This window comes from Marivivens sp. JLT3646, from assembly GCF_001908835.1.
In the GTDB taxonomy this organism is placed as follows: Bacteria; Pseudomonadota; Alphaproteobacteria; order Rhodobacterales; family Rhodobacteraceae; genus Marivivens; species Marivivens geojensis.
Window position 1 is genome coordinate 2342770 of record NZ_CP018572.1, and the last position, 26230, is coordinate 2368999.

At 57.2% G+C, this 26230-nt stretch carries 29 protein-coding genes and 1 tRNA gene; 9 read left to right on the plus strand and 21 right to left on the minus strand.

The annotated features are described in order from the left end of the window. Nucleotides 1-204 precede the first annotated feature (204 nt). The 13 genes from BSK21_RS11645 to BSK21_RS16055 all read right to left on the minus strand — a co-directional run bounded on the left by BSK21_RS11645 (nt 205) and on the right by BSK21_RS16055 (nt 8433). Entirely contained in the window at nt 205-381 is a 177-nt protein-coding gene (locus BSK21_RS11645; protein ID WP_074039031.1) for a DNA gyrase inhibitor YacG, read from the minus strand. After that, the gene (locus BSK21_RS11650; protein WP_067550716.1) at nt 381-1415 is read right to left on the minus strand and encodes a ribonuclease E/G; all 1035 of its coding nucleotides are present in this window, start codon (nt 1413-1415) and stop codon (nt 381-383) included. Before BSK21_RS11650 ends, BSK21_RS11645 begins: the two co-directional genes overlap by 1 nt. Beyond that, complete coding sequence (locus BSK21_RS11655) at nt 1412-1990, minus strand: nucleoside triphosphate pyrophosphatase (protein ID WP_197498193.1); 579 nt, start codon at nt 1988-1990, stop codon at nt 1412-1414. Before BSK21_RS11655 ends, BSK21_RS11650 begins: the two co-directional genes overlap by 4 nt. Nucleotides 1991-2013: 23 nt before the next feature. Then, the gene (gene infA / locus BSK21_RS11660; protein ID WP_067550718.1) at nt 2014-2232 is read right to left on the minus strand and encodes a translation initiation factor IF-1; all 219 of its coding nucleotides are present in this window, start codon (nt 2230-2232) and stop codon (nt 2014-2016) included. A gap of 83 nt (nt 2233-2315) precedes the next feature. After that, entirely contained in the window at nt 2316-3194 is an 879-nt protein-coding gene (locus BSK21_RS11665; RefSeq protein ID WP_067550719.1) for a carbon-nitrogen hydrolase family protein, read from the minus strand. Then, entirely contained in the window at nt 3191-3778 is a 588-nt protein-coding gene (locus tag BSK21_RS11670) for a GNAT family N-acetyltransferase (protein ID WP_067550720.1), read from the minus strand. The genes BSK21_RS11665 and BSK21_RS11670 overlap by 4 nt, the downstream gene beginning before the upstream one ends. Next, nucleotides 3775-4176 carry a ketosteroid isomerase-related protein gene (locus tag BSK21_RS11675; RefSeq protein ID WP_067550721.1) on the minus strand — a complete coding sequence of 134 codons (402 nt, stop codon included), beginning with the start codon at nt 4174-4176 and terminating at the stop codon, nt 3775-3777. The genes BSK21_RS11670 and BSK21_RS11675 overlap by 4 nt, the downstream gene beginning before the upstream one ends. Nucleotides 4177-4178: 2 nt before the next feature. Next, a complete protein-coding gene (locus BSK21_RS11680) occupies nt 4179-4571 on the minus strand; it encodes a low molecular weight phosphatase family protein (RefSeq protein ID WP_067550722.1) in 393 nt (130 codons plus the stop codon). An 82-nt stretch (nt 4572-4653) separates the two neighbouring features. Next, nucleotides 4654-5133 (minus strand): UPF0262 family protein, encoded by a 480-nt coding sequence (locus BSK21_RS11685; protein WP_067550723.1) that lies wholly within the window; start codon nt 5131-5133, stop codon nt 4654-4656. Nucleotides 5134-5144: 11 nt separating this feature from the next. Further along, nucleotides 5145-6449, minus strand: a complete 1305-nt coding sequence (gene hisD, locus BSK21_RS11690) for a histidinol dehydrogenase (protein WP_067550724.1) — start codon at nt 6447-6449, stop codon at nt 5145-5147. An 82-nt stretch (nt 6450-6531) separates the two neighbouring features. Next, entirely contained in the window at nt 6532-7011 is a 480-nt protein-coding gene (locus BSK21_RS11695; RefSeq protein WP_067550725.1) for a DUF2948 family protein, read from the minus strand. Continuing rightward, nucleotides 7008-8276: a UDP-N-acetylglucosamine 1-carboxyvinyltransferase gene (gene murA / locus BSK21_RS11700; RefSeq protein ID WP_067550726.1), complete on the minus strand. Its 1269-nt coding sequence runs from the start codon at nt 8274-8276 to the stop codon at nt 7008-7010. Before murA ends, BSK21_RS11695 begins: the two co-directional genes overlap by 4 nt. Before the next feature lie 7 nt (nt 8277-8283). Next, nucleotides 8284-8433, minus strand: coding sequence for a hypothetical protein (locus tag BSK21_RS16055; RefSeq protein WP_167668764.1), 150 nt, complete (start codon nt 8431-8433; stop codon nt 8284-8286). 90 nt (nt 8434-8523) lie between these two features. Here BSK21_RS16055 and BSK21_RS11705 point away from each other — a divergent pair. The 5 genes from BSK21_RS11705 to ptsP all read left to right on the plus strand — a co-directional run bounded on the left by BSK21_RS11705 (nt 8524) and on the right by ptsP (nt 15320). Beyond that, a tRNA-Thr gene (locus tag BSK21_RS11705) sits at nt 8524-8598 on the plus strand. Between the two features lie 163 nt (nt 8599-8761). Further along, nucleotides 8762-11038, plus strand: a complete 2277-nt coding sequence (locus BSK21_RS16190; protein WP_067550727.1) for a methyl-accepting chemotaxis protein — start codon at nt 8762-8764, stop codon at nt 11036-11038. Between the two features lie 70 nt (nt 11039-11108). Beyond that, nucleotides 11109-11522 (plus strand): DUF1178 family protein, encoded by a 414-nt coding sequence (locus BSK21_RS11715; protein ID WP_067550728.1) that lies wholly within the window; start codon nt 11109-11111, stop codon nt 11520-11522. A gap of 111 nt (nt 11523-11633) precedes the next feature. Further along, entirely contained in the window at nt 11634-12890 is a 1257-nt protein-coding gene (locus tag BSK21_RS11720) for an aspartate kinase (protein ID WP_067550729.1), read from the plus strand. A 186-nt stretch (nt 12891-13076) separates the two neighbouring features. Further along, the gene (gene ptsP, locus BSK21_RS11725) at nt 13077-15320 is read left to right on the plus strand and encodes a phosphoenolpyruvate--protein phosphotransferase (RefSeq protein ID WP_067550730.1); all 2244 of its coding nucleotides are present in this window, start codon (nt 13077-13079) and stop codon (nt 15318-15320) included. Here the strand turns inward: ptsP and BSK21_RS11730 are convergent, their stop codons facing one another. Both BSK21_RS11730 and BSK21_RS11735 read right to left on the minus strand, forming a co-directional pair. Then, nucleotides 15321-16118 (minus strand): EcsC family protein, encoded by a 798-nt coding sequence (locus BSK21_RS11730; protein WP_067550731.1) that lies wholly within the window; start codon nt 16116-16118, stop codon nt 15321-15323. Next, nucleotides 16087-16638 carry a GNAT family N-acetyltransferase gene (locus BSK21_RS11735; RefSeq protein ID WP_082959450.1) on the minus strand — a complete coding sequence of 184 codons (552 nt, stop codon included), beginning with the start codon at nt 16636-16638 and terminating at the stop codon, nt 16087-16089. The genes BSK21_RS11730 and BSK21_RS11735 overlap by 32 nt, the downstream gene beginning before the upstream one ends. An 84-nt stretch (nt 16639-16722) precedes the next feature. Here BSK21_RS11735 and BSK21_RS11740 point away from each other — a divergent pair, with 84 nt between their 5' ends. Beyond that, the gene (locus tag BSK21_RS11740) at nt 16723-17331 is read left to right on the plus strand and encodes a flavin reductase family protein (protein ID WP_067550732.1); all 609 of its coding nucleotides are present in this window, start codon (nt 16723-16725) and stop codon (nt 17329-17331) included. Between the two features lie 4 nt (nt 17332-17335). On the opposite strand, the gene BSK21_RS11745 is transcribed toward BSK21_RS11740, so the two are convergent. Both BSK21_RS11745 and BSK21_RS11750 read right to left on the minus strand, forming a co-directional pair. Beyond that, a complete protein-coding gene (locus tag BSK21_RS11745) occupies nt 17336-17959 on the minus strand; it encodes a YdeI family protein (protein WP_231924804.1) in 624 nt (207 codons plus the stop codon). Between the two features lie 75 nt (nt 17960-18034). Continuing rightward, nucleotides 18035-19648, minus strand: a complete 1614-nt coding sequence (locus tag BSK21_RS11750) for a SulP family inorganic anion transporter (RefSeq protein WP_067550733.1) — start codon at nt 19646-19648, stop codon at nt 18035-18037. Between the two features lie 172 nt (nt 19649-19820). Between BSK21_RS11750 and BSK21_RS11755 the strand changes: the two genes are divergently transcribed. Together BSK21_RS11755 and BSK21_RS11760 are read left to right on the plus strand one after the other, a co-directional pair. After that, nucleotides 19821-20690, plus strand: coding sequence for an S-methyl-5'-thioadenosine phosphorylase (locus tag BSK21_RS11755; protein ID WP_067550734.1), 870 nt, complete (start codon nt 19821-19823; stop codon nt 20688-20690). Between the two features lie 31 nt (nt 20691-20721). Next, a complete protein-coding gene (locus tag BSK21_RS11760) occupies nt 20722-21252 on the plus strand; it encodes an adenine phosphoribosyltransferase (protein ID WP_067550735.1) in 531 nt (176 codons plus the stop codon). Between the two features lie 6 nt (nt 21253-21258). On the opposite strand, the gene BSK21_RS11765 is transcribed toward BSK21_RS11760, so the two are convergent. Continuing rightward, nucleotides 21259-22569 carry an ATPase gene (locus tag BSK21_RS11765; protein WP_067550736.1) on the minus strand — a complete coding sequence of 437 codons (1311 nt, stop codon included), beginning with the start codon at nt 22567-22569 and terminating at the stop codon, nt 21259-21261. A 102-nt stretch (nt 22570-22671) separates the two neighbouring features. Here BSK21_RS11765 and BSK21_RS11770 point away from each other — a divergent pair, with 102 nt between their 5' ends. Beyond that, entirely contained in the window at nt 22672-24300 is a 1629-nt protein-coding gene (locus tag BSK21_RS11770; RefSeq protein WP_067550737.1) for a hypothetical protein, read from the plus strand. Here the strand turns inward: BSK21_RS11770 and BSK21_RS11775 are convergent, their stop codons facing one another. From BSK21_RS11775 to BSK21_RS11785, 3 genes are read right to left on the minus strand one after another with little or no spacing between them, the layout of a single operon-like run. Beyond that, entirely contained in the window at nt 24301-24792 is a 492-nt protein-coding gene (locus BSK21_RS11775) for a prepilin peptidase (protein ID WP_067550738.1), read from the minus strand. Next, on the minus strand, nt 24792-25643 hold the full coding sequence (locus BSK21_RS11780; RefSeq protein ID WP_067550739.1) for a lipopolysaccharide assembly protein LapB: 852 nt from the start codon (nt 25641-25643) through the stop codon (nt 24792-24794). Before BSK21_RS11780 ends, BSK21_RS11775 begins: the two co-directional genes overlap by 1 nt. Nucleotides 25644-25670: 27 nt before the next feature. Continuing rightward, nucleotides 25671-26222: a tetratricopeptide repeat protein gene (locus BSK21_RS11785; protein ID WP_067550740.1), complete on the minus strand. Its 552-nt coding sequence runs from the start codon at nt 26220-26222 to the stop codon at nt 25671-25673. Nucleotides 26223-26230 lie beyond the last annotated feature (8 nt).

Sequence of the window (26230 nt, forward strand, 5' to 3'; positions counted from 1 at the left end):
TAAAAAATTTTGAACCCTTCAGGCGCAAACATAAACCTTAGAATATACCCGTTAATCATCTTTAAGTTGTTTTAAATTCTAAAAAATGACGATTTGAGAATCTAAAACAACTTTAATCAGAAGTTTGCTTTCCGATTCGCCTCGATTGAAAATGAACAGGCCGCCCAAATGGCGACCTTTTTCGTCAATTTTCCCTGATTGCGACTAGTGCCGCTGTGGGGGCATTTCATCTTCTGGGATATCTGACTCATCGATCGGTTCGGCGGACGGAATGGCGTAAGAACCCGACAACCACTTAGCCAAATCAATGTCCGCGCACCGTTTAGAACAGAACGGGCGGTATTTTTGATCCGTTTCTTTTGCGCAAATCGGACAGGCCATTACAGCCCCCGAAGGATCGCAGCCAGCGGCAGACGTTCGCGTTTGCGCTGCAATTCAAACAGACCCATCGTCGTCCAACCGACAAGGCTCGTTTCAATGGCATCATTGCGGAACGATGCGCGCAAGGACTGTTCGACCTGCTTACGGTGCGCCTTAGAGATCGGCGCGAAATCAACCGCTAGCTGGCCACCAAGGCCACGCAGACGTAAGGCACGCGGCAACATACGGCTCGCAGCCAAGTTCGCCTTGAGGGCCGCAGCAGGCGAGGTATCCCCGCCCGTGTTCACATCGACAGCCACCAAGGCACGGGTTGCTTCGACATACATATGGCCTTCGCCCAGATCGATGAACGGCGATTTCAGCGCTTCGATCTGATCCATAACGCCGTGATCTTCGAAACAGCCCTCATCGGTCACCACCTCAGCCGCAGACACCCATTCCCGCCACGCGAGGACATGCGGGCCATCACCCTCAGTCAGAGCCTCAGGTTCCGTGCCTTCGAGGTCGTTCAAGACAGCACTCGCCAGATCAGCCATCGCGGCAATGTCCTCGGCAATATCATCGTCATCGGCGCCAGCACAGGACGACCGTAGGATCAGACCGTGTTCGATCCCTTCCATGACGGCATGGCCGATAGCACTGATACGAGCGCGGTCTTCTTCGTCGTCGATAGAGCGGCTCACGTTCACGCCCGGCTTGCCCGGCGTGACGATCGCATAGCGGCTTTTGAACAGAACGCGGTCGGTTACAGGAACGGCTTTGCCCGCCTCCGTGTAACCCGTGACCTGAACCAGCATCGGTTGACCCGGACGCAGACCTTTGCTCTGACGCAGGAACGCGGTCTCACCCTCAGGCAGACGCAACATCATGCCACCCTGCCCCTTGAGTGGACGATCACAGATCGCGCGGAAAATCGCACCGGGTCGCGGCTGGCTATCATCGTCGATCAGCAGATCTTCGAGCTTGCCATCCACCATCAGCGCGGCAGCTTCTCGCTCGCCTACGTGGTCCAGAAGGATCGAACGTCCCTTCATTGTTCTACTCCGTATAAAGGAAAGCCCGCAGCAGTCAGCAAACCAGCGGTTTCAGCCAACGGAAGGCCAACCACGCCCGTAAACGACCCGTTGATCCACGGGATAAAAGCGCCCGCAGGCCCTTGGATCGCATATCCGCCCGCTTTGCCCTTCCAATCGCCAGATGCGAGGTAAGCATTCACTTCGGGATTAGAGAAACGCTTCATCGCCACTGTGGTGACAACGTCCGTCTGCCAAATCTTTTCTCCACGTTTCACCGCAACGGCGGTGATCACGCGGTGACGACGACCAGACAGGGCAAACAGGAACGCAGCGGCCTCGGCCTCGTCCGCGGGTTTGCCCATAATGCGACGCCCCAGCGCAACCGTCGTATCGGCGCACAACACAACCTCATCCGCGCCACAGGAAACGGCAGCGGCCTTGTCAGCGGCAATTCGATTAACATAGTCGCGCGGCAGTTCTCCCTTACGCGGATCTTCGTCCACGTCAGGCGGGCGCACCGCAATTGGCGTTACCCCGATTTGCGCCAAAAGCTCCAGTCGCCGCGGCGAACCAGAGCCCAAGATAAGCTGCAAACCGGATGTCGGTGAAACCGTGCTCACCGAAAACGATAGTTAATCCGACCTTTGGTGAGGTCGTAGGGGGTCATTTCCACCTGAACTTTGTCGCCCGCGAGGACGCGGATGCGGTTCTTGCGAAGTTTACCTGCCGTGTGTGCGATGATCGTATGGCCGTTTTCAAGCTCGACCAGGAATGTCGCGTTCGGCAGGAGTTCCTTCACGACACCGGGGAATTCGAGCAGTTCTTCCTTGGCCATGTGATCTCCGTAATTGCAAAATCCGCCATCATGAGCGGAACGGCGGTTAAATGCGCCCGATTTACCAATAATTCAAGCGCAAATCAGGCGAGGGTCGCCAAGGTGAGGTTTTGAAGCCGCGAATCCTGTTCGGTCCAGTGGCTAAAGTTGCCGACCTGCCCCGAAACCCGAGGGGCCGCAATAGCCGCAGGATCGACCTCTGCAATGACCCATGCCGCCTCGTCTGTGTCGCCTTGGGCGATAATCCCGTTGCTCGGCAGTCCGTGATCGGGCGGGCAGAACAGCGCAGCGCGGCCTGTTCCCGTGTCCAACACATCGCAATCTGACACAGGACCCAACACGGGCGACTGCACGATAAGGCATTGGTTTTCAATCGCACGCGCACGGCACGACTGGCGCACACGTGTTTGGCCCGCAGGTAAATCGGTCGCGGAGGGCACGAGGATCATATCCGCGCCACCTTCGCACATCGCGCGGGCCTGAAGCGGAAATTCGCTGTCATAGCAGATCAAGATGCCCAACCGACCCAAGGCCGTATCGAACAGCTTTACCGAATCCCCGACCGACAGCTGCATCTCGCGGCGTTCATACGGTGTCAGGATCAGTTTATCCTGAAACACCGCATCACCCGATGGGCCAAGCAAATAAGACCTATTTACCATCCGCGCCCCATCCCGAACGCAGAGCGATCCCGCGAGAATATGAACACCAAACTGTGCCGCCAGATCGGAATGTAGCGCTATCCAATCCTCAGCCGCATCCGCCATTCGGCCAGCCCATTGCGCAGGCAAACAGTCGTTCGGGGTCCCAATCAGCGCCGCTTCGCACCCGCCATATTCGGGAAACACGAGCAGATCAGCGCCCTGCTCCGCAGCGGCTGACACCCAGCCCGTCAATTTCATCTCAAGCGAAGACCACGTCGCGTGCCATTCGGGGCGGTAGGCAGAAGTAGCTATTTTCATAGAGCTTTCATCCAGAATTGAAGCGGCTTTTCGGTCTGTTCGGCGTCACCGTGGTCGGTCCATTTGAACCGCGCGATGACCCCGTCGAGTTTTTCATATCCACGTTTCCGCCAGAAACCATCCAAGGGTCGGTAGTCCGCAGGCCGCGCAGGATGATCCTCTGGCCGCATCACCGAACAAAATGCCACATAACGACGACCCAGCGCCTTCGCCTTGGCCTCGCGCATATCAAAGAACACATGCCCAGCGCCCTGCCCCCGATAGTCAGGCAGCAACACCGATTCGGCGCAGTAAAAAATGTCGGTCAGCGGAATACCCGTCTCCGCAAAGGGAGCCGCGAAATCGCTCGCATGATCTTCCATCGGGGTGCCTGTTGCCGCGCCAACAATGCGATCCCCATCCTTGGCTGCCACCAAAATAGCGTTTTGCGCATCACGATATGTCGCAACATAGTCCCGCTCGTAGTCGAGCGACCCTGCATAGAGGTAAGGCCAATCGGCAAACACATCGATCCTCAGCCGCGCCAGATCATCCAGCGCCGCCGCGACCGCATCTCCGTCGAGAACCTGATACGTCAGGGTCATGCGCTGACCTGACGGATCCAATCTGCGAGGTTGTAATAGGTGGTGACACGGCAAATCTTGCCGTCTTTGAGCGTCATGAACGACCCAGCCGGTAAGACGTATTTCTGACCCGCAGCTTCGGGCAGACCTTCGTCGGTCGACAGATATTCACCGTTCACCGTAAATTCAGCTGCCGCACGAGTGCCGTCAGCCGAGCCAAAGATCACAATGTCGGTCAGGCATTCGCGATAGCAGCGATCCATGTGGTCGCAAAATGCGCTGAACAACTCTTTGCCAACGCGCACTTGGCCCTCGTTCACGTGGTGAGCCACGTCATCCGACAACTCAGCCAACATGCCAGCCTTATCGCCCGCATTGAAAGCATCAAAATAACGTTGAAGAACGGCTTTGGCGTCCATGGTCACTCCTTTGAGGGGCCCCATCTGTCATGCAGGCGGGCAATTATCTGGTCACGTGTTTTGCGATAGCTCTCTAGCTTTTCATCCCGCGTGGTCCCCAACCCCGTCGGATCGAGGATCGGCCAATACTCAACGTCGAGATGGAAAAACCGCGTCATTTCAAGAGCCTGACGCTGGCTCGCAGGAGACAACGCAACAACGAGGTCGAACGACGACAGGTCGTCACCCCATTGTTTTAGCTCATCAAACGACCGCGCACGATGGCGGGATAGCTCTACGCCGACCTCTTGGCAGACAGCTATGGTAAACCCGTCGATTTCGAGATCGCTCTTAACGCCCACGGACTGCACATAGCATCCCGTGCCGTAAAATTGTTTCATCAATCCTTCGGCCATAGGAGACCGAACCGAATTATGATCGCAGCAGAACAGAACCGACTGCGGGAGAGGCTGATATGTCTTACCGCCCTCGTCCAAATCAGCCCCCGAAATGCAGAACGCAGATAAGGGTGAACAGGCGACGCGCGGTGTCGTGATCCACAACCGCCTTGCCCTCTAACCGTTCTTGCAGAACGTTGGCGCCTTCGTTGTGGATACCGCGGCGGGCCATATCGATTGTTTCAATCTGGCTAGGCGCAGCGGTTTTCACCGCATCAAAATAGCTTTCGCAGATCAAGAAGTAATCTTTGACAACCTGACGGAACGGCCCAAGGCTCAGGTGAAATTCACCAGCGGGATCGTTCGCTTCGGTTTTAATTTCGAACACAAGACGGCGTTCACGTACCGACAGGAACAGCTTATACGGCCCCTCGGGCACAGGACGGTCGTCCCGCGACACAAGGTCAAAGCTGTTCTCTTCGAGAAGATCAAACATCGCTACGCGGCGTTCCTGTTCGACCTCAGGTGTGGGCGGCGGCAGATTGCTGTCGTCCAGCTCTATGTGAATGATCTTCGACATTCCGCGATGCCCTATCCCTTGTTCAAACGGTCCAGACGTGCGCGGACCGACAATCCGTGCGCTTCCAGACTTTCCGACTGTGCCAGACGTTCCGCCGCGGGGCCAATAGCCAAAAGTGCCTCAGGCGTCATTCGTGACAAAGTGGTGCGTTTTACGAAGTCCATCACCGACAAACCCGACGAAAAACGGGCCGAACGCGCCGTAGGCAGCACGTGGTTTGGTCCGCCAATGTAGTCGCCGATGGCCTCGGGTGTGAAGGAACCGATGAAAATAGCGCCTGCGTGGCGAATCTTTCCCGACAGCGCTTCAGCATCTGCGGTGCAGATTTCGAGGTGTTCGGGCGCAATCCGATCTGAGAGGCGCACAGCCTCCTCCATGTCGCGCACAACGATCACCGCGCCAAAATCACGCCAGCTGGCGCCCGCGATCTCGCGACGTTCAAGCGTCTCTAGCCGTTTTTCGACGGCAGCAGCGACCGCGCGACCGAAATCGGCATCGTCCGTGATCAAAAGCGATTGAGCGCTCTCATCGTGTTCTGCCTGAGACATCAGATCAACCGCGATCCAGTCTGGATCGTTATCTTTATCCGCGATCACGAGGATTTCGGACGGACCCGCGATCATATCAATACCGACCTTACCGAACACACGACGTTTCGCCGCCGCGACAAAGGCATTGCCCGGTCCCGTGATTTTATCCACGGGCGCGATGGTTTCGGTGCCATAGGCCAGTGCCGCAATAGCTTGCGCCCCGCCCACACGGTAAATCTCATCCACGCCAGCGATCCGAGCAGCCAGCAAAACAAGCGGGTTCGTCACACCATCGGGTGTCGGCACCACAATCGCCAAACGATCAACACCCGCCACTTTGGCAGGGATCGCGTTCATCAGAACGGACGACGGATAGGACGCGAGGCCACCTGGCACGTAGAGCCCCGCAGCCTCAACAGCGGTCCAGCGCCAGCCTAGCTGCGCTCCAACTTCATCCACCCAAAGAGCATCCGCAGGCATCTGACGTTCGTGATAGGCCCGAATACGGTCTGCCGCGAGTTCGAGTGCAGCGCGATCTTCGTCCGATACTTTGGCACATTCGGCCTCGATCTCAGCATCCGAGAACCGCAACTGATCGGCAGTCAATTCCATACGGTCGAATTTCGCGGTCAGTTCCAGAACAGCCGCGTCACCACGTGCCCGAACATCAGCGATGATACCCGCAACGACGGTATCCACATCTGGGCTGTCTTCACGCTTCATCCCCAACAGGGCAACAAAGTCCTGTTCGAAACCTGCGTCGGTGGTGTCCAGAAAATGCGGCATGGGCGGTCTCCTTCTGAGGCTTGATAGCGCCCCATCACGGCCCCTTCAATCATCGGGGCCGCGTCATTTTAGGCATCAGCCATTATTCAGGGTGCTGCGGAGCCTTGTGAGACGGCGCAACATAGGGACGGGTGACATCGCGCAGCACGACTTCCAACGCCTCAACCGACAGCGCAATGGCGCCATCTCCTGCGAGGATCAGAATAACAGTGCCTGTCCCATCTTCGCCCGCTTCAAAGCTAATGGACAATAACGACAGCACAGTATCTGCATCACCGCGCGGCACACCTTGGGACCGAACAGAGGTGACATCCTCAATGGCCAGAACGGACTGAACACGTTCAAACGCACGATTGCGGGTCTGCGCCTTATCCGCATCTTCCCAACGGAAACGGTTCAACAGAAGGGCAAAGCGGCGCTCTTTCGATTTCCAAACCATTTCTGAGGATGGAAAAACCGAATCCTGAACCAGTGACGACACAACAGCGAGGTCGTCCGCATCCAGCGCCTTTAGCCGTAGCGGCGCGTCTGCGCCATCTTCGAACCGAGCATCTTGGGTCACTGGCCTTTGATCCTTTCGATCTGCGCACCAACGGCACCCAGTTTTTCTTCGACGTGCTCGTATCCACGGTCGAGGTGATAAACGCGGTTCACCTGCGTTTCACCTTCCGCCGCCAGACCAGCAAGGATCAGCGAAACCGATGCACGAAGGTCCGTCGCCATAACAGGCGCGCCCTTCATCTTTTCGACACCATGGACGGTCGCGGTACCGCCATGAACATCAATCTTTGCACCCATGCGGATCAGTTCCGGCGCGTGCATGAAGCGGTTCTCAAAGATCTTTTCTTCGAGCACCGATGTGCCTTCCGCAAAGCAAAGCATCGCCATCATCTGCGCCTGAAGGTCGGTCGGGAAACCTGGGAACGGTTCTGTCGTGACATTCACAGCTTTCGGACGACCGCCGTCACAGCGCACTTTGAGGCCACGATCGGTTTCCTCAACAGTGATTCCCGCCTCAGTGAGTTTTTCAACGAATGATTCGACGAGCGAGAGCTTCCCGCCCAGACATTCAACTTCACCGCCCGCGATCACAGGGGCGAGCATATAGGTGCCGAGCTCAATACGGTCGGTCACAACTGGGTGGGTTGCACCGTGCAGACGATCGACGCCCTGAATTTCGATACGGCTCGTGCCGTCGCCTTCGATCTGGGCACCCATCGCCCGCAAACAAGTCGCGAGGTCAACGATCTCCGGCTCGCGCGCTGCGTTTTCAATGATTGTCGTACCTTTGGCCAAGGTCGCGGCCATCAGAACGTTTTCGGTCGCACCAACAGAGGCAAAGCGCAGCTTTACGACGCCGCCTTTCAACCCGCCTTGGGTTGTTGCGTGCAGATAACCGTCTTTCAGATCGATGATCGCGCCCATCGCCTCGAACGCGGCAATGTGGATGTCCATCGGACGCGCACCGATCGCACAGCCACCCGGAAGCGACACAATCGCATGACCTTCACGCGCCAAGAGCGGCCCGAGAACGAGGTTAGACGCCCGCATTTTACGAACGATTTCATAATCCGCACGGGTCGAGTTCAGACCATGCGACGACATCGCCATGACCTTACCATCGGCCAGCGCAGACACTTCAGCGCCCAAGGACTGCAACAGAGCGGTCATCGTTTTGATGTCAGACAGGCGCGGCGTGTTGGTCAGCGTGAGGGGTTCGTCACTGAGCAAAGTTGCGGGCATCAGCGTCAACGCGGCGTTCTTTGCGCCCGCAATCGCGATTTCACCGCGCAGCGGTTTACCGCCCGTAACCAGAATCGAATCCATAATGCCCCTACTCTTCCTCAGAAATATCTGTTGCGGTCGCTCGTGCACGCGCCTGTGCCTTGCGCTTCGCCATATTAGCTTTCAACGCAGCTTTTAACCGATCCTCGCGGGTTTGCACCTTAGGATCACCAATTTTATTGCCTGTTTTCTCACTCATGACCCTTCTGATACCCGCTGATAAAAAAACCGTCCAGAGAGGGGTTGCGTATGGAATCTTTTGCAGCTAATTCCCCCGCACCGTAAGGACGCTGCAGTAGCTCAGTGGTAGAGCACTCCCTTGGTAAGGGAGAGGTCGGGAGTTCAATCCTCCCCTGCAGCACCATCCCCCCCGACATTTCAATACGATACGACAGACCGTGGTCGTTTTGCGTTTGCCGCGATGTCGCAGGTTCGAACGGCATTTTTTCCTAAAACCTTTTTCCTTTGGGCCGTAACCCTCGGTGAAAGGCCGTGTGATCGGTCGATAAGTAATTAGGCCGGTCGGTATGAAACTGTCTCTTTCGTGGAAACTTCCACTCGCGTTCGTGTTTTTCAGTGCAGTCTCTGCAAGCTTCGTTGGCATTTTGGCCTCGAACCGCATGAACGCAACTATGGAAAACGCCGCGATTGAAAACCTGACAGCCAGCCAACAGGTCATTTCCGACGCGATTGTCGCTCGGATGGACAGCTATCGCGGGGCGCTGCACCTTCTTGCTGACGACATCTCTATCGCCTCAGCCCTGCGTGGTTTTTCGCGAGCGCTATCTGCGAATGACGGCATCGAAGCAAACCTGACGACAATCCGCGACCTCTACACCACCAACAACCCGAACATTTTGATGAATGATCGGTCAAAATTGCTGAACGCAGGTGACGGTAGCCACTACTCAACACTCCATTCGAACCTACATCGCTGGTTCAACGTGATCGCATCTGAAATGACGATCGACGACCTCCTGTTGGTCGATCCGGACGGGAATATCGTTTACTCCTTTGCGAAACGAGACGATTTCGCGCTCAACATCTCTGATCCGAAGATCGCAGATACAGATATCGCAGCGATGGCGCGGGACCTTCTTTCGATGGATCTCACAACCACGCACACCAAGGGCAACGGAACCTTTTTAGATGGCACGCCGATCCTGACATCGGAATTCGACATCTACGATTTGTCAAACGGCGCACTGAACGCGTTCATGGGCGCACCTGTCGTGGATGATTTTGGAAACACACTCGGGGCAATTATTTTTGCCGTCCCACAGACACCAATCCAAACGGCCATGCGCCAGAAAAACGGTCTCAGCGTCGACGCGCAGATCGTTCTTGTGAACCAAGACGGTAACGCCGTGATCCTGTCTGGCCTGCTGCCCTCGGGCATCCGTCAAGGACATCACCTGCGCCTGTCGCGTAATTCCCCCAACATTGCCAATGCGATTAATGGCGAAACGGGGCAGATGGTGTTTGACAGTCCCGAGGGTGTGTCTCTCATGTCGGCTTACGGTCCAGTTGAGATCGGTGACACCTCCTACGGCCTCGTGATCACCGTAAACCATGGCATGATTTTGTCGGACGCCACTTCACTGACGAACATCATTGCTGCTCTGGTGGTCGGGATCATTATCGTGGTCGGGATCATCAGCGGCCTGATGGGCCGGGCGACCGTCCGCCCGATCGTTTGGGTATCGCGCCGCATGAACCGTATGGCCGACGAACGCGACCTGACCAAACGCATGATGGTCATCCAACGGGATGACGAAATGGGCGAGGCCGCCGGCGGGTTCGACCGATTGATCAAGTTTATCGCTGATACGATGAAAAAATTCCGCAATGGCATGGATGAACTGACTTTGTCTGCGCGTGACCTCGAAACTGCAGCGCAATCGCTTGCCAACAACGCGGAAATCCAATCCTCCGCGGTTGAAGAACTGTCCAGCTCGGTCGAACAAACCGCAAGCCAAGTGAAAACCAACGCGGAATCGGCAAAGGCGGCTGAAGAACTTGTTGAGAGCACCTCGACTGTTGTTGAACAGGGCACGCTCAAGGTTTCGCGAATGGTCGATGCGATGGATGCGATTAACGCGTCGAGCCAAGACATCGCTAAGATCATCAAAGTCATCGATGAAATCGCCTTCCAAACCAACCTGCTCGCGCTCAACGCGGCTGTTGAGGCCGCCCGCGCAGGTCAGCATGGTCGTGGCTTCGCCGTGGTCGCCCAAGAGGTGCGCAACCTCGCGGGCCGCTCGGCCAAAGCCGCACGCGAGACTAGCGAATTGATTGAAGGCAGCTCTGAACGTGTGCGCGAAGGCGTAGCTATTTCCGAGGAAACCCGCACGTCCTTTGACAAAATCGCGGAGAACATTGCGCATGTTTCTGATCTGGTGACGACGATTTCCGCGGCAAGCGCAGAACAGTCACGCGGCGTTGATCTGATTAACGATGCTATCCTCGATATCGCACGGATCACACGGGTCACGAGTCAGCAGGCCGACGCGTTTGCATCAACCGCAACGCAGTTGACCATGACCAACGAGGCGCTTCTGGAAGAACTGAGCAAGTTCAAACTGGACAAAGAGGACCACGTCGAAGCCATCGACGTGACCCCTGTCCAGGTTGAGGAAACACAGGCCCCTAAACCTGCATCTGGTCCAGAGAAAAACCACGTCGCGGCAGAACCCGAATCAACGCCAGTGGCAGAGGTGGAAACCGCGAACGTGCCGACCAAACCCGCGCCACTCGTGGTCATCGACGCCGACAACGACGAACGCGGTTACGGCACCTTCTGACGCCCCCCCCTTTTCCACACGATTAAGACACGCTAATTCTGTGTCATCGTTGCGAAACTGAGGGTTCATCATGATCCGCTACGCACTGAAGTGCGACCAAGGCCATAGCTTTGAAAGCTGGTTCAAATCCGGAGAGGCGTTTGACACGCTTCATGCCTCCGGACTGGTCGCCTGCACGCAATGTGGATCATCAAAAGTGACCAAGTCCCTCATGGCGCCGTCGGTTCGGACCGATCAGGACCGCCCGCTGACAACGACCGCATCCCCCGAAGAAGAGGCAATTGCGAAGCTGCGTAAAGAGGTCGAAGAGAACTCAGACTACGTCGGGATGAGCTTTGCGTCTGAAGCCCGCAAAATGCACGAGGGCGACGCGCCAAAACGCAACATCTATGGCGAAACAAAGCCCGAAGAGGCGATCAAACTCCTCGAAGAGGGCATTCCCGTTGCGCCCCTGCCCTTCACCCCGCGCAAACAGACGAACTAGCCCAGTCGACCGCCGTCTTTTGTTACAAAAATGACGCATCCTTACGTTTGGACAATTGCCCTTTATCGCAATGCCCGCTAAGGGGATCGCGATATTTTGCAAGGGACAGCCATGCCGACGCTTGTCATGAAATTCGGTGGGACTTCGGTCGCCAACCTCGACCGCATCGCCCGCGCCGCTAAACGTGTCTCTCTTGAGGTTGCCAAAGGCTATGACGTGATCGTCATCGTTTCGGCAATGTCGGGTAAGACAAACGAACTGGTCGGCTGGGTGAATGAAACCTCGCCGCTTTATGACGCGCGTGAATACGATGCGATTGTCTCCTCTGGTGAGAACGTAACCGCAGGTCTGATGGCGCTGCGCCTTCAGGAAATGGGCATTCCGGCGCGCAGCTGGCAAGGCTGGCAGGTTCCCGTGAAAACCACCAGCGCACACGGCGCTGCGCGGATCGAAGAGATCCCGAGCGATAACATCAATAAAAAGTTCGACGAAGGCATGAAGGTTGCCGTGGTCGCTGGCTTCCAAGGCATCTCACCCGAAGGCCGCATCACCACTCTTGGCCGTGGTGGCTCTGACACCACCGCTGTTGCCTTCGCGGCCGCCTTCGAGGCTGAACGCTGCGACATCTACACCGACGTTGACGGGGTCTACACCACCGACCCGCGTATCACGTCGAAGGCGCGTAAGCTCGATAAAATCGCTTTTGAAGAAATGCTGGAACTGGCCTCGCTTGGTGCGAAGGTTCTGCAAACCCGTTCGGTCGAATTGGCCATGCGCTACAATGTTAAACTGCGCGTGCTAAGCTCGTTCGAAGAACCGTCAGATGACGCAGGCACGCTGGTCTGCGCAGAGGAGCAAATCATGGAATCCAACGTCGTTTCCGGTGTCGCCTATTCCCGCGAAGAAGCGAAAATGACCCTCGTTACCATCGAGGACAAACCGGGTATCGCTGCCGCAATCTTTGGGCCGCTGTCCGAAGCTGGCGTAAACGTCGATATGATCGTTCAGAACATCTCTGAACAAAACTATCAGGGCCATGCTGGCGGCGTGACCGACATGACCTTCTCCTGTCCCATCGAGCAAAAGATGCGTGCAGAAAAGGCGCTGAACGATGCAAAAGAAAAAGGTCTGATCAACTTTGACCGTCTCGAAGCAGACACCGAAGTTGCGAAAGTCTCTGTCGTTGGCATCGGCATGCGTTCCCACGCTGGCGTTGCAGCTAAGATGTTCGAAGTGCTGTCAAAAGAAGGCATCAACATCAAAGTGATCGCCACCTCGGAAATCAAGATTTCTGTCCTGATCGACCGCAAATACATGGAACTCGCTGTTCAAGCGCTCCACGATGCGTTCGAACTCGACAAAGGCTAAACCAGCCTAGATCTTTACGAAGGGCCGCCGTGGGTTTCCACTGGCGGCCTTTTTCTTGTGCAAATACCCCATGCTGCAGCTGCGAAAAAATGCTGCGATAGCAAGAGTTTGCCGTGACACCTTTTGTCCACTCCCATTCTTGACAGAGGTCGCTTATAGATGGGCGTAACAAAAACGGATGGACCGATGGGACACAGGATCGAAAGCGACAGCCGCAAGCTGCTGGGCCGCTTGCGCGACACCATGGCCGAGGATGCCGCAGGGCAGGCTCGACTAGATAAAATCGTGCACCTGATCGCATCCTCGATGCAGACACAGGTGTGCTCGATTTATCTGTTCCGCGATTCTGAAACACTCGAACTTTGCGCGACCGAAGGTCTGGATGCGGCCGCTGTGCACCAAACACGGATGCGCTTGGGCGAAGGTCTGGTGGGCCGCGTTGCTCGCACCCGCAGCGTAATTAACACCGCCGATGCCCCCGCCGCCAAAGGGTTCCGCTATATGCCGGAAACGGGCGAAGAACGGTATTCGTCCTTCTGCGGTGTGCCGATCCAGCGGCTAGGCAGCGCCTTGGGCGTTCTGGTCGTTCAGTCCAAAGAAGCCCGCGAGTTTTCCGCAGACGAGGTCTACGCGCTCGAAGTCGTCGCAATGGTTCTCGCCGAAATGGCAGAACTAGGCGCGTTCGTCGGCGAAGGGTCCGCCATGACCGCCCGCCACCAGCAGCCTGTGCTGTTCCGTGGCACCACGGGCCAAGAAGGTGCAACCGACGGCCACGTTTACCTGCACGAACCGCGCGTTGTTGTGACGAATCCTGTCGCCGACGATCCTGACAGCGAACTGGCCCGCCTGCGCGAGGCCGTTGATACGCTACGTGTTTCTGTCGATGACATGCTGAACACGACAACGACTGTGAACACCGAACAGGTTCAGGTGCTCGAAGCTTATCGCATGTTCGCGAATTCGCGCAGTTGGATGCGCCGCATGGAAGAAGACGTGCAGAGCGGCCTATCTGCCGAAGCTGCCGTCGAGAAAGAACAATCCCTCGCCCGCAGTCGAATGAACAGCGCGGGCGACGCCTATCTGCGCGACCGTTTGCACGACCTCGACGACCTGTCGAACCGACTGCTCCGCATCCTGACAGGCCAAGGCAAAGAGACGGGCGCCGCGATGCCCGAGAACGCCGTTCTCGTCGCGCGCAACATTGGGCCGGGCGAACTGCTCGAATACGGCAAGGGTCTACGCGGTATCGTTCTGGAGGAAGGCTCAGTCGGATCGCACGCGGCCATCGTGGCCCGCGCATGGGCGATCCCGCTCGTCATTCACGCAAAGAACATCACCGCTGAGGCGCTCAACGGTGATCCGATCCTCGTTGATGGCGATCAGGGGATCGTGCACCTGCGGCCTGACGAAAACGTGCACAACGCTTTCCGCGACAAGATCGCGATGCAGGCTTTGGCCCAAGAACGCTATGGGTCGATCCGCGATCTTCCCGCGACTGCGCTCTGCGGCACCACCGTGAACCTGCATATGAACGCCGGGCTTATGGCGGACCTACCGTCGCTGCCCTCCTCGGGGGCCGAAGGTGTGGGGCTGTTCCGCACAGAGCTCCAGTTCCTGATCCGCAATCAAATGCCGAAACGCGCAGAGCTTTCGGCGCTCTATTCCCGCGTCATGGATGCGGCGAACAACAAACGCGTTGCCTTCCGCACGCTCGACATCGGGTCGGACAAGGTTCTGCCCTACATGCAGGCGCAGGACGAACCGAACCCCGCGATGGGCTGGCGCGCGATCCGCGTGGGCCTCGACAAACCGGGGGTCTTGCGGATGCAGCTTCAGGCGCTGATCCGCGCCGCGCATGGGCGTCCGCTAACCATTATGTTCCCCTTTGTGGCTCAGCTACAGGAATTCCGCGACGCAAAGGCCGAGATGAACAAGGCCTTGGACCGCGAACGCATCCTAGGCCACCCGCTGCCGTCCAAGATCGAAGTGGGCGCAATGCTGGAAACCCCCAGCCTTGCCTTTGCGCCTGACGCCTTCTTTGACGAGGTGGATTTCCTGTCGATTGGCGGGAACGACCTCAAGCAGTTCTTCTTTGCTGCCGACCGTGAAAACGAACGCGTCCGCCGCCGCTATGACACGCTGAACGTCAGCTTCCTTTCGTTCCTCGAACTGGTTGTTGAACGTTGCGCCAAGGCTGGCAAACCCGTGTCCTTCTGTGGCGAAGACGCTGGTCGCCCGATTGAAGCGGTCTGCCTTGCCGCGATTGGCCTGCGTACCCTGTCGATGAGACCTGCTTCTATCGGTCCAGTGAAACATCTGCTGCGCCGTGTGAACCTGAACGAGGCACGCGGAGTGATTGCCGATGCCCGCGCCCGCGGGGAACAATCGGTCCGCGAGGCGATCAGCGAGTGGCTATCCAAACAGAGCTGATCAGCGTTTCGCGACAGAACGCCCTTTAGCCGTTTCCGCATGGAAGGCCTCGATCACCTGATCGGGGTCGAATTCTCGCGCCAACTGCCGCAAACCAAAGTGAACATGCGCCATTTCGGTGTAGTAGTTCACAAAAGCTAAATTGGTTCCCGCCCCAGCAGCCGCACCCAAAACAGGCACCGCTTGCGTGGCGAGCTTTTGCGTCAGAACTGCCGCAAATTTCGGCGCCACCTTAGCAATCAGAGAATGGATCGCAGGCCCCGTCAGGGCCACGCGAGCCCCGATGAAGCTCGTGTCGATCCCATCGTCATCGGCATCCGGTCCGCCCGCGCTGAACACCCGCAGACACTCTGCGCGCGTCTCGTCACTGTCGATATCTTCGCCATAGGTTTGCGCCACGCCCTGCACAGCCCGAAAGATAATCGTCGTCGCGACAGGTATCTCTGCAATCGCAGTCGGAACGCCACCAACACCACCCAAGGCTCCCGAAATCGCGCCGATCACCTTGTGCAGACGGTCGCTGGCAACGGCCCGTTCTAACGGACCCTGCCGCGATGCTTTGGCCAGATGAAAACTGCGCTCTAACGCAGTTCGTGCGGCCCCTTCGATTTTGGTTCGGAACGCCGCGGGCAGCAGTTTCATGCCGTCCTCGACCTGACCACCGACATAGGTGATCACCTGCATCAACATGCCGTTTGCAGAGGCTTGACGCTTCGCCAAAGCCCGCACCCTCTCGCGCCCAGCGGCATCAAGCGGGTTGGTCGGGTTAATCAGTCGAGGCGGGCTTTTCGTGATCATGCCCTTTAAAATGGGGACGCCCACCAGGATTACAATCAGGGGCGGGCAGAACTTTGCCCGTAACTCCCGTCCATGCCGACGGACAAAGATTATAGCCCAGAATACGGTCAGGGTTTGTCGGCGGCGGCATCTCGACGCCCTCTAGATGAAAGAAACCGAACCGTTTGTAATAGGGGTAATCCCCCACCAGCATGACCCGCGACCAACCCAGATCAAAGGCGCGGTTCAGGGTCTTGCGCATGAGCGCGCCACCGACCCCTTCGCCCTGACGGGTCGGGTGAACGGCCACAGGGCCGAGGAGGATCGCCAACCGATTACCCACATAGACAGGCCAGTTGCGGATCACGCCCGCGAGAATCCCGTCTTGATCTCGTGCGGTGAAACAAAGCTGCTCAATCGGATCAACGCCATCGCGAAGCCGATACGACGAAAGTGCCGTTCGACCTGGGGCAAAGCAGAGGTCATAAAGTGCCTCGACTTCCCACCAATCCTGCACTGTTTCCAAATTCAGTTGGATCATTGCGAGCTTTTTTCCGCTTAAAGTCTGGAAGACGCCCTAGCATGACGCTACCTCTGCCGCAAACCAGATGAGGGTCTTTTTAATATGTTCTATCGTCCGGCCGATGGCCACGGCCTGCCGCATAATCCGTTTAACGCGATTGTATCTCCCCGACCGATTGGCTGGATTTCGAGCCGTGGCGCGGATGGCGTCGACAATTTGGCCCCCTATTCGTTCTTTAACGCCGTCGCCTACACGCCGCCCCAAGTCATGTTCTCATCCAGCGGGACAAAGGTTGATCGTGACGGCAAAGACAGCCTCGCCAATATCCGCGAAACAGGTGTCTTCTGTGTGAACATTGTTGAATACGCCATGCGCGACGCGATGAATGCGACCTCGGGCAGCCATGCAGCGCATGTCGATGAATTTGAATTCGCTGGGATTGATAAGGCTGAGTGCGACCAGATCGCTTGCGCCCGAGTCGCGAATGCACCTGCATCATTGGAATGCCGCCTTACCCAGATCGTAAAGCTCGAAGGGGACGAAAGTACCGCGATCTTTGGTGAGGTCGTTGGCGTGCACATGCGGGATGACTGCCTAGTTGATGGCGTGTTCGATGTGACCCGTTTCCAGCCACTCGCTCGCCTTGGCTACCGCGATTATGCGATCGTCAAAGAGGTCTTTTCGCTCACGAGACCCGACGACAAGGTGTAATCGCCTAGCGTTCGTTCAGGCCCTTACCCGCTAAAATACCCTCGCGAAACTTGGCGATCCGATTGATGCGGGTCGCCGACTGTTTGGCGGCGTTCAGGTTCATCACGTAACTGCGCCGCCGCCCCGGTGTCAGTGCGGCAAAGGCCTCAGCCATTTCGGGATCAGCGTCGAGAGCATTGGCCAATTCCTCGGGCAGTTCCAACTCTGTCGTCGTTTTCTTTTCCTTGATGCCTGCCTCTGCATAGCCCATTGCCTCTGCAATATAAGCCGACGCGATTGCAGCTTTGGCCGCCACCTGATCAGCCGCGGTAAAGCGCAGCATATCGGGGGTCTTTGTCTCAGCGCCCTGTTTTTCCAGAACACCTTCAGGGTCTTTAAGCAGTCCCGCATTGAAAAAGTTCAGACGGAAATTGTCGCGGAAGGCCCCAATGATCACGATGTTGCGGCCCGCGTGCGTGTAGCAGGCATGACCCCATTTCACCGTTTCCTTCAGCCCCGCGTTCAAGCAGATCTCGCGCAACTGCCGCACACCATCGCCCCAAATTTGGGTCGAGCAGTCTGGCGTCTCAAAGCGGGCACAGCGACCGCAGCCCTTTGTAAAGAAATCTTCGACGTCAGTTATCATCATGGTGCCCCCTCATACAGCCACGATACATCCACTCCTCATCACTGAGAAATGAAAAGGGGCCCGAAGGCCCCTAAATCAATGTCCACCCAAGATGCCGGTGCGGACGCCATAGTCCACAGCGATCTCGTAATCCGGATCATCGTCACTATCGACCATCAGGTGCCCAGCTTTGGTCAATAGCTTGTGGCAATCACGGCTCAGGTGACGCAATTGGATTCTCTTACCCGCCTGCTCGTATTTCGCTGCAACGGTTTCGATCGCCTGCAAAGCGGATTGGTCCGCCACACGGCTGTCGTTGAAGTCCACGATCACGAGGCTCGGGTCGCCAGCAAAATCGAACAATTCGATAAAACCATCCGTCGAGCCAAAGAACAGCGGGCCCTGAACTTGATAGACTTTCGCCCCCTCGGGAGTGCTGTAGGTTTTCGCGTGGATACGGCGCGCGTTGGTCCATGCATAAGCCAGCGCCGACACAATCACACCAACCACAACAGCCGTCGCAAGGTCGGTCCACACCGTCACAACGGTCACGAGGACGATCACAAAGGCATCCGTCATCGGCACGCGGAACAGGATTTTGAACGAGTTCCACGCAAAGGTGCCGATCACCACCATGAACATCACACCAACCAGCGCCGCCAACGGGATTTGTTCAATGAGCGGCGAAGCCACAACGATAAACGCCAGAAGGAACAACGCCGCAGTGATTGCCGCCACGCGGGTGCGACCACCAGATTTCACGTTGATCATCGACTGACCAATCATCGCGCAACCGCCCATCGTGCCAAAGAAACCAGCGATAAAATTCGCGGTGCCCTGCGCGATGCACTCCTGCGATGCGCCACCACGTTTGCCCGTCATTTCACCCACAAGGTTCAGCGTCAGGAGGCTCTCGATCAGGCCAATCGCGGCCAGAATAACCGAATACGGCAGGATGATTTTGAGAGTCTCAAAGGTCATCGGCACCTGCGGAAAATGGAACATCGGCAGACCACCCTTGATCTCGGCCATGTCACCGACACGTGGAACGTCGATGCCAAACGCAATCACGATGATCGCGGTAATGCCGATCCCAGCCAGTGGAGCGGGGATGATGTTCGTCACCTTCGGAATACCCCAGATGATCGCCATCGTCAGCGCCACGAGGCCCAGCATCATATAAAGCTGCATACCCGACAGCCATTCACCACCCGACATGCCGTGGCCAGCAGCCTCAGCACTGCCCGGAACCTGAAACTGGCTCATCTGCGCAAGGAAAATCACGATCGCCAGACCATTCACAAAGCCAAGCATAACAGGGTGTGGAACGAGGCGGATGAACTTGCCCCAATGCATCACACCAACGAGCAACTGGATGATCCCCATCAAAACAACAGTGGCAAAGAGGTATTCAACGCCGTGCTCAGCCACCAGCGCGACCATCACAACGGCCAACGCACCTGTTGCGCCCGAAATCATACCAGGGCGGCCACCGATCACTGCTGTCACCAGACCAATGATAAACGCCGCATAGAGGCCAACCAACGGGTGAACCCCTGCGACAAAGGCAAAGGCGACCGCTTCGGGCACCAGTGCCAACGCAACGGTCAGGCCCGACAGCACTTCGGTCTTGAGCTGGTTCGGGGTCAGATCGCCCTTATCGGCAATCGCGAGTTTTCCGGCCACAGCCGCCAGTCTTGCACGGGGCATATTGGTTTTCCTATTCCTGTTCGCTTGCCGCCGCCCTAACCTGTTAGCGCCTGAAAGTGAACCCGCTCGCGCGTTCGGCGCCCATGTGTTGCGATGGCGGCACTGACTTTGGGCTTGTGGAACGCCTCTCTGCGGGGCAGCATAACAACCATAGATTGCAAAAGGTGGGGTCATGCAGCCAAAAATCGGGATTATCGGCGGATCGGGCGTTTACGACATCGACGGATTGGAAAACCGCGACTGGGTGACGGTGGAAACGCCGTGGGGGATGCCGTCGGATGATTTGCTGACAGGCACGCTTGATGGGATCGATATGGTATTCCTGCCGCGCCACGGACGCGGCCACGTTCAGACCCCTTCGACCGTGAACTACCGCGCGAATATCGCCGCCCTGAAAATGCTCGGCGTGACAGATGTCTTTAGCGTTTCCGCATGCGGGTCATTCCGTGAAGACATGGCCCCCGGTGATTTCGTGATTGTCGACCAGTTCATCGACCGCACCTTTGCCCGCGAAAAGTCATTCTTCGGCCCGGGCCTTGTGGCGCATGTCAGCGTCGCGCACCCGACATGCTCCCGCCTCATGGACGCTGCCGAAGCCGCAGCGCGTGCGACAGGCACGACCGTTCACCGCGGCGGCACCTACCTCGCGATGGAGGGCCCGCAGTTTTCGTCGATGGCCGAAAGCCACCTCTACCGCCAATGGGGGTGCGATGTGATCGGTATGACCAACATGCCCGAAGCCAAACTCGCCCGCGAAGCAGAACTGTGCTACGCCTCCATCGCGATGATCACCGATTACGACAGCTGGCACCCTGACCACGGCGCAGTCGAAATCTCGGACATCATCCGCACGCTGCATGGCAACCCGGCCAAGGCTCGTGAAACTGTGGCTGGCTTGCCCGCGCAACTCGGCTCTGACCGCACTCCCTGCCCCTGCGGATGCGATACCGCGCTCGAATTCGCGATCATGACCGCCCCAGAGAAACGCGATCCGTTGATGGTCGAGAGGCTACGGACGATTGCGGCCCGCGTGTTGAGTTGATACCCAAAGGCGCAATCAGTCAGAGGCCGCTATGAAAACCGTCAAGGATTACATCCGTACCATTCCCGACTTCCCGCACGAGGGCATTATGTTCCGTGACGTGACGACGCTGTTTAGCGATCCGCGTGGTCTGCGGTTGGCGATTGATCAGCTTTTGGAACCTTATGTCGGCCAGAAGATCGATAAGGTGATCGGGTTAGAGGCGCGTGGTTTTATCCTCGGCGGTGCGGTTGCGCACCAGCTTGGCGTTGGGTTCGTACCCGTGCGGAAAAAGGGCAAACTGCCCGGAAAAACGATCTCGCAGGATTACAAACTCGAATACGGCGAAGCGACGGTTGAGATACACGAAGATGCTCTAGAAGCAGGTGAACGCGTGCTGATCGTGGATGACCTTCTGGCCACGGGTGGCACCGCCGTTGCTGGGATCAAACTGGTCGAACAACTCGGCGCGCGGGTTGTGTCGTGCGCGTTTGTTGTCGACCTTCCCGAACTCGGCGGGCGCAAGGTGCTGACCGATATGGGCCTTGATGTGCATACGATTTGCGATTTTGAAGGGGCCTAACGCCCCTTATTTCACAATCACTTCGTCCTTTACGAACAGGTTGGCCCATGCGCGGTCAACCAGTTCAGGGGTCATGTGATAGTGCAATCCTTCGAACTCGCAGATCGAAATAATCTGGTCGATTAAGAAACCTGGTTGGTAGTTCGCGTAGGTATTCTCAATCGTCGGATATTTGTTTTTCAGCAAATGGACCAATGACGCCTCATCCAGCGGCATCCCTTTTTTCTTTGCGATCATGGCAAAGATTTTAAGGAAATCCTGTTTGTTCGGCCCGTCGATCTTAATCTTGTAGAAAATCCGCCGCAGCGCCGCTTGGTCAAAGATTTCATTCGGATGGAAGTTGGTCGAAAAAATCACGAGGGTATCGAACGGCACCTCGAATTTCTCACCTGACTGCAGCGCCAGAATATCGCGGTTTTCCTCAAGCGGAACAATCCAACGGTTCACCAGCTTTTGCGGCGGGTCTTCTTGGCGGCCAAGGTCGTCGACGATGAACACGCCGCCTGTTGCCTTGAGCTGAAGCGGCGCCTGATAGGTCCGTGCCACGGGGTTATAAACAAGGTTCAGCATGTCGAGCGACAGCTCACCGCCCGTGATAACAGTAGGACGTTCACACTTTACATACCGCGTATCGAACTTGCCCGACGTGCGGCGGATCGCATTCGGGTCATCCAAATCTTCTTCGGCGGCAGAATGCACAATCGGATCATAAACGGTGATCACCTGCCCCGCGTATTCAACTGCACGCGGCACATAGATCTTATCGCCCAGCGCGTCCCTGATCCCGTTCGAGATCGACGATTTACCGTTCCCCGGAGGGCCATACATGAGAATCGAACGGCCTGCCGAAATCGCGGGTCCCAGTTCACCGATCAGTTTCGGCGGTAGGATCAGATGCCCCATTGCCGAAGTCAGACGATCACGGGTCATTTGCAGGTTACGGATCGACTGGCGTTTCACCTGTTCTGCATAGACCGCCATCGGCACAGGCATCGCGCCGTAGTATTCCGATTGGGTCAGCGCCTCTAGCGCCCGCGCTTTGCCCGCGTCGGTCAATTGGTAGCTCAACTCGCCGGCTGAATTGGGGCTCAGCATTCCGATGGTTTCGATAAGCCGTTGAGAACGCGCAATTTCGATCAGCTCCTGCGTCACGGGGATCGGCAAACAAATGACCCGCGCGATGTCAGAGACGATGGTCATATTGGTGCGGAACATCGACTTGATCATGATGTCGCGCATCATGACAATAGGCAGCTGCATCCCCTCCAATGACTTGGGGGCGGGTGGTGCCATGACAGCGTTCACTTGCATATTCATCGTCGTGCCTGTGTCGTATGGGCCGCGCTGCCTGATCTGATCCAGTCAACTGGTGCTTGTAATCCTTGTGAGAAATACATGACGGGGTATTGTGGCCAAAAAATGGACAAACCATTGAAAGAGATGGGCATGAGACAGGCAAACCGGACTTCGGTCTTAATCGTATTGATGGCAGCGATCCTCGCTTTGGGTGGCATGGCCATCGCAAAGAGCGGATTTTACCTCGGCAAGCACGAAGGTGACACGCTCCATATGGTCGAGATCGTGTCGCGGATGGCCGCTGGCCAATTGCCTCATATCGATTTCATGACACCCATCGGGGCCTTGGCATTTGCGCCCATCGCCCTGTTCAAGGCAAACGGGTTCGGCATCGGGATGTCTGTCCTTTGGGCGCAAGTACTCATGGCCTTGGCGTTCGTGTTGCCCACCTTCTGGGTCGCAATCTCACGCTTCCCGCGACTTCTCGCGGCACCTTATGGTTTTGTCGTAATGGTGTTGATCCTCGCCCTCGTCCATGGCGAGGCAGAGAGCGGCGTCTCGATCTCTATGCACTACAACCGTTGGGCATGGGCTGCGGCCTATGTCGCGATCCCTGCCGCGCTCTTTGTACCTCAATTCGCCCGCAACAGCCTATTTGACGGGATCATCATAGGGTTGATGCTTAGCGTTATGGCGATGATCAAAGTGACCTACTTCGTCGCCTTCGCCCCTGTGATCGTCGTAGCTCTCTTGATGACGGGTCAGCTACGGGCCTTTGGCATCGCAATCCTGACAGGTTTGGGTGTCGTCGCGATCCTCACCGCTGGGATGGGCATCGGCTTCTGGCTGGCCTACGTTGCGGATTTGCAGACCGTAGCGGGATCGGCCAATCGTGCCGCGCCAGGTTTGCCGTTGGCGTCTATCCTTGCCGCGCCCGCCTACGAAGGTGGGACAATCGCCGCCATCGCTGGCGTGATTTTCCTTCGCCGTGCTGGGGCTAACGCCGCTGGGATGGGCCTCCTCTTGCTGATCCCAGGGTTCATTTACGTGACCTATCAGAACTTCGGGAACGATCCGCAGTGGCTGTTGCTGATGGCGTTCATCCTGCTCGCCCATCGCCCCGACCAAGGCGACGAGCGCGCCACAATCACTGGCATTGCACTCATGTCGATTGCATTCGCGACGCCATCATTCCTGAACCTCGCCTACAGCCCGTTTCGGCATTTCAACGCGGATGTCGAACGCTTTACACCTCTGATCTCGGGCACCCCTGACAACGCGGACCTCTACACCCTGACCGCCCGTGCGATCCGCGTTGATGCGACCGTTGCTTTGGATACCGAAGGCCAGCCCTATGCGAAATGGCAGGATCAATCAGGCCGCGACGCACCCGTTTCGTTCAAAGGGGAAACCTTCGGGAATTGTGCGCTCGACAGTGGGATCACGGCATATTTCACCGATGTGTCCTCTGATTTGACCGAAGTTGGATATCAAGGTGCGAAACTGTTCACCGCTGACCTGTTGAACTCGTTCTGGCTCTACGGAGAGTTCGAACCGCTCACGGGCGGTGCGCCTTGGTATTACGGCGGGCTAAGTGGGTTTGCGGATGCCGAGTATCTGCTCGTGCCGCTCTGTCCACTGTCGGTCGAGGCCCGTGAATTGATCCTGACGGAAATCACAGAGACAGGCGCGGACACGACCCTCACCGAAGTGCGCCGCACGCCGCTCTATGTGCTGTTCGAAAAGGGCTAATCAGCCGAAAACGATGGGCCACGCGAGGTAGCAAATCAGCGTGGTCCCAAGCGGTAATCCCATTGGGAACCGTTTGCCTGTCGTCCAGCTTTCCCAATCGGGCACCATGCGGCGAATGGGGCTATGACGGGCGATGCGGTGCACGACAAACCCAGCGAGCGTGCAGCCCGCGAGAATATACATGACCATCACCGCGTCTCCTAAGGCTACGAACGGGGCGGCGGCTGCGATGAACTTTGCGTCCCCTGCCCCCATCGCGCCCGCTGCATTTGCCACGATCCCAATCACCAACATCACCGCGAGGTGCGACCATCGCCACGCCCAGTCTTGGATGCCAAAGGCGATAAGGCCGAACACGGCAAACACAACAACCAACGCGATGACTGACCAATTGGGGATCTTCATCGCCCGCATGTCATTCCACGCGACATAGAGGCAGATCGGCAAAACGGGCGGCAAAAGCCACAGCGCCTGAGAAGCGGTTAGGATCATCAGTTCACTACGTTATCTTCTAGCGCCCGAAGCGCCCGAACAGCCGCTTCAAAGTGTTGGGGATGGGTATCAATTGCTTCGCGCAAGAGGCCCTTGGCCATCGTCACGTCACCCTGCCGAACAGCCGACAGGGCAAGAGTATGCAATAGCTGCGCCCGCTCTGTCTGCGACATCTGGATGACCGGCAGATCGTAGTTCCGCTGTGCCCCACGGGCCAGAACAAGGTTGTTTTTCGCGGTGAACATGGTCGGGTCATGACGCAGGGCATCTGCGAACAAACGTTCCGCACCAGAGTAATCGCCACGGGTTAGCTTGGAAAAGCCCCAGTTGTTCAGCGCGCCAGCAGGACGTGTCGTCAGGCCCACGGCGGTTTCATAGAAACTATCTGCGCGATCCCATTCCTGATTACTGTCGGCAACCATCGCCTCAAGCCGATACCGCTCAAATGTCTCATAGGTCGGCGGGATCGCATCGAGCACCCGTTCCGCCTCGGCCCATTGGTCCGCGCGGATCAACGCATCGGCGTAGCCAACGCTATCCTCTGACGTGACCTCTGCATGTTCGATCACAGCTTTCCACGCGGTCACAGCGTCCTCTGGACGGCCCGCACGCACCAGCGACTTTGCCAAACCGCGGAGGAAATCGATCCGACCCGGGTCATTGGCGTTCGCGCGCTGAAAATAGGCGACGGCCTCGTTCGGGTCGCCGACGGTCAGCATCACGTCGTTGAGGTTGGTTTCATCGATGACGTTCACGTCTTGCATGGCGCGCGCCACTTCGGCTTCGCCATCTTTGACACAGCCCGATAGAGCCGAGGCGCCCAAAAGGGCGATGAATAGGGTCTGGCGCATTGCCTGCGTCCTTACTGCTCTGCCGTTCTAGATATCCGACAAGAGGAGGAAATCGCCTGTTCCCCGTCGGACAAGTTGGAACGTTTCATTATCGTTGGGGTCAACATACGCGGAATTATCGCGTTTTGCGAGTGCCAAGCGCAGGTTGTCGCGGATCATGTCGGAATTCCCGTTGTCCGTTGCATAGGCGATACGGAACACTTCTGCGGCTTCATAAACCTCGCCGCGCTCCATCAAAACAACACCGAGGTTGTTCCATGCCGCCGCAAAGGTTTCGTCCTCTTTGGTGGCGCGGCGCAACAGCTCTTCGGCTTGTCCGAGCCTTCCCAGCTTGAGGTTTGCAGAACCCAGCGCAGAAAGCGTGTCGACGTTTAGCCCCTGCTGACCCGCCGCCCGCATATAGGCCCGCAGCGCCAATTCGTATTCGCCCGCTTCCATCAAACGGTGCCCGACGATCAGCCCGTCGATGTCGGATTCACCCGCGACACCGGGGGCATAGACCCCGTCACCACGGTTGAGGCCGCCCGTGTCACAGGCGGCCAAAGCAATTAGCGATACAATCAAAAGGATAACGCGCATGGTGCGTG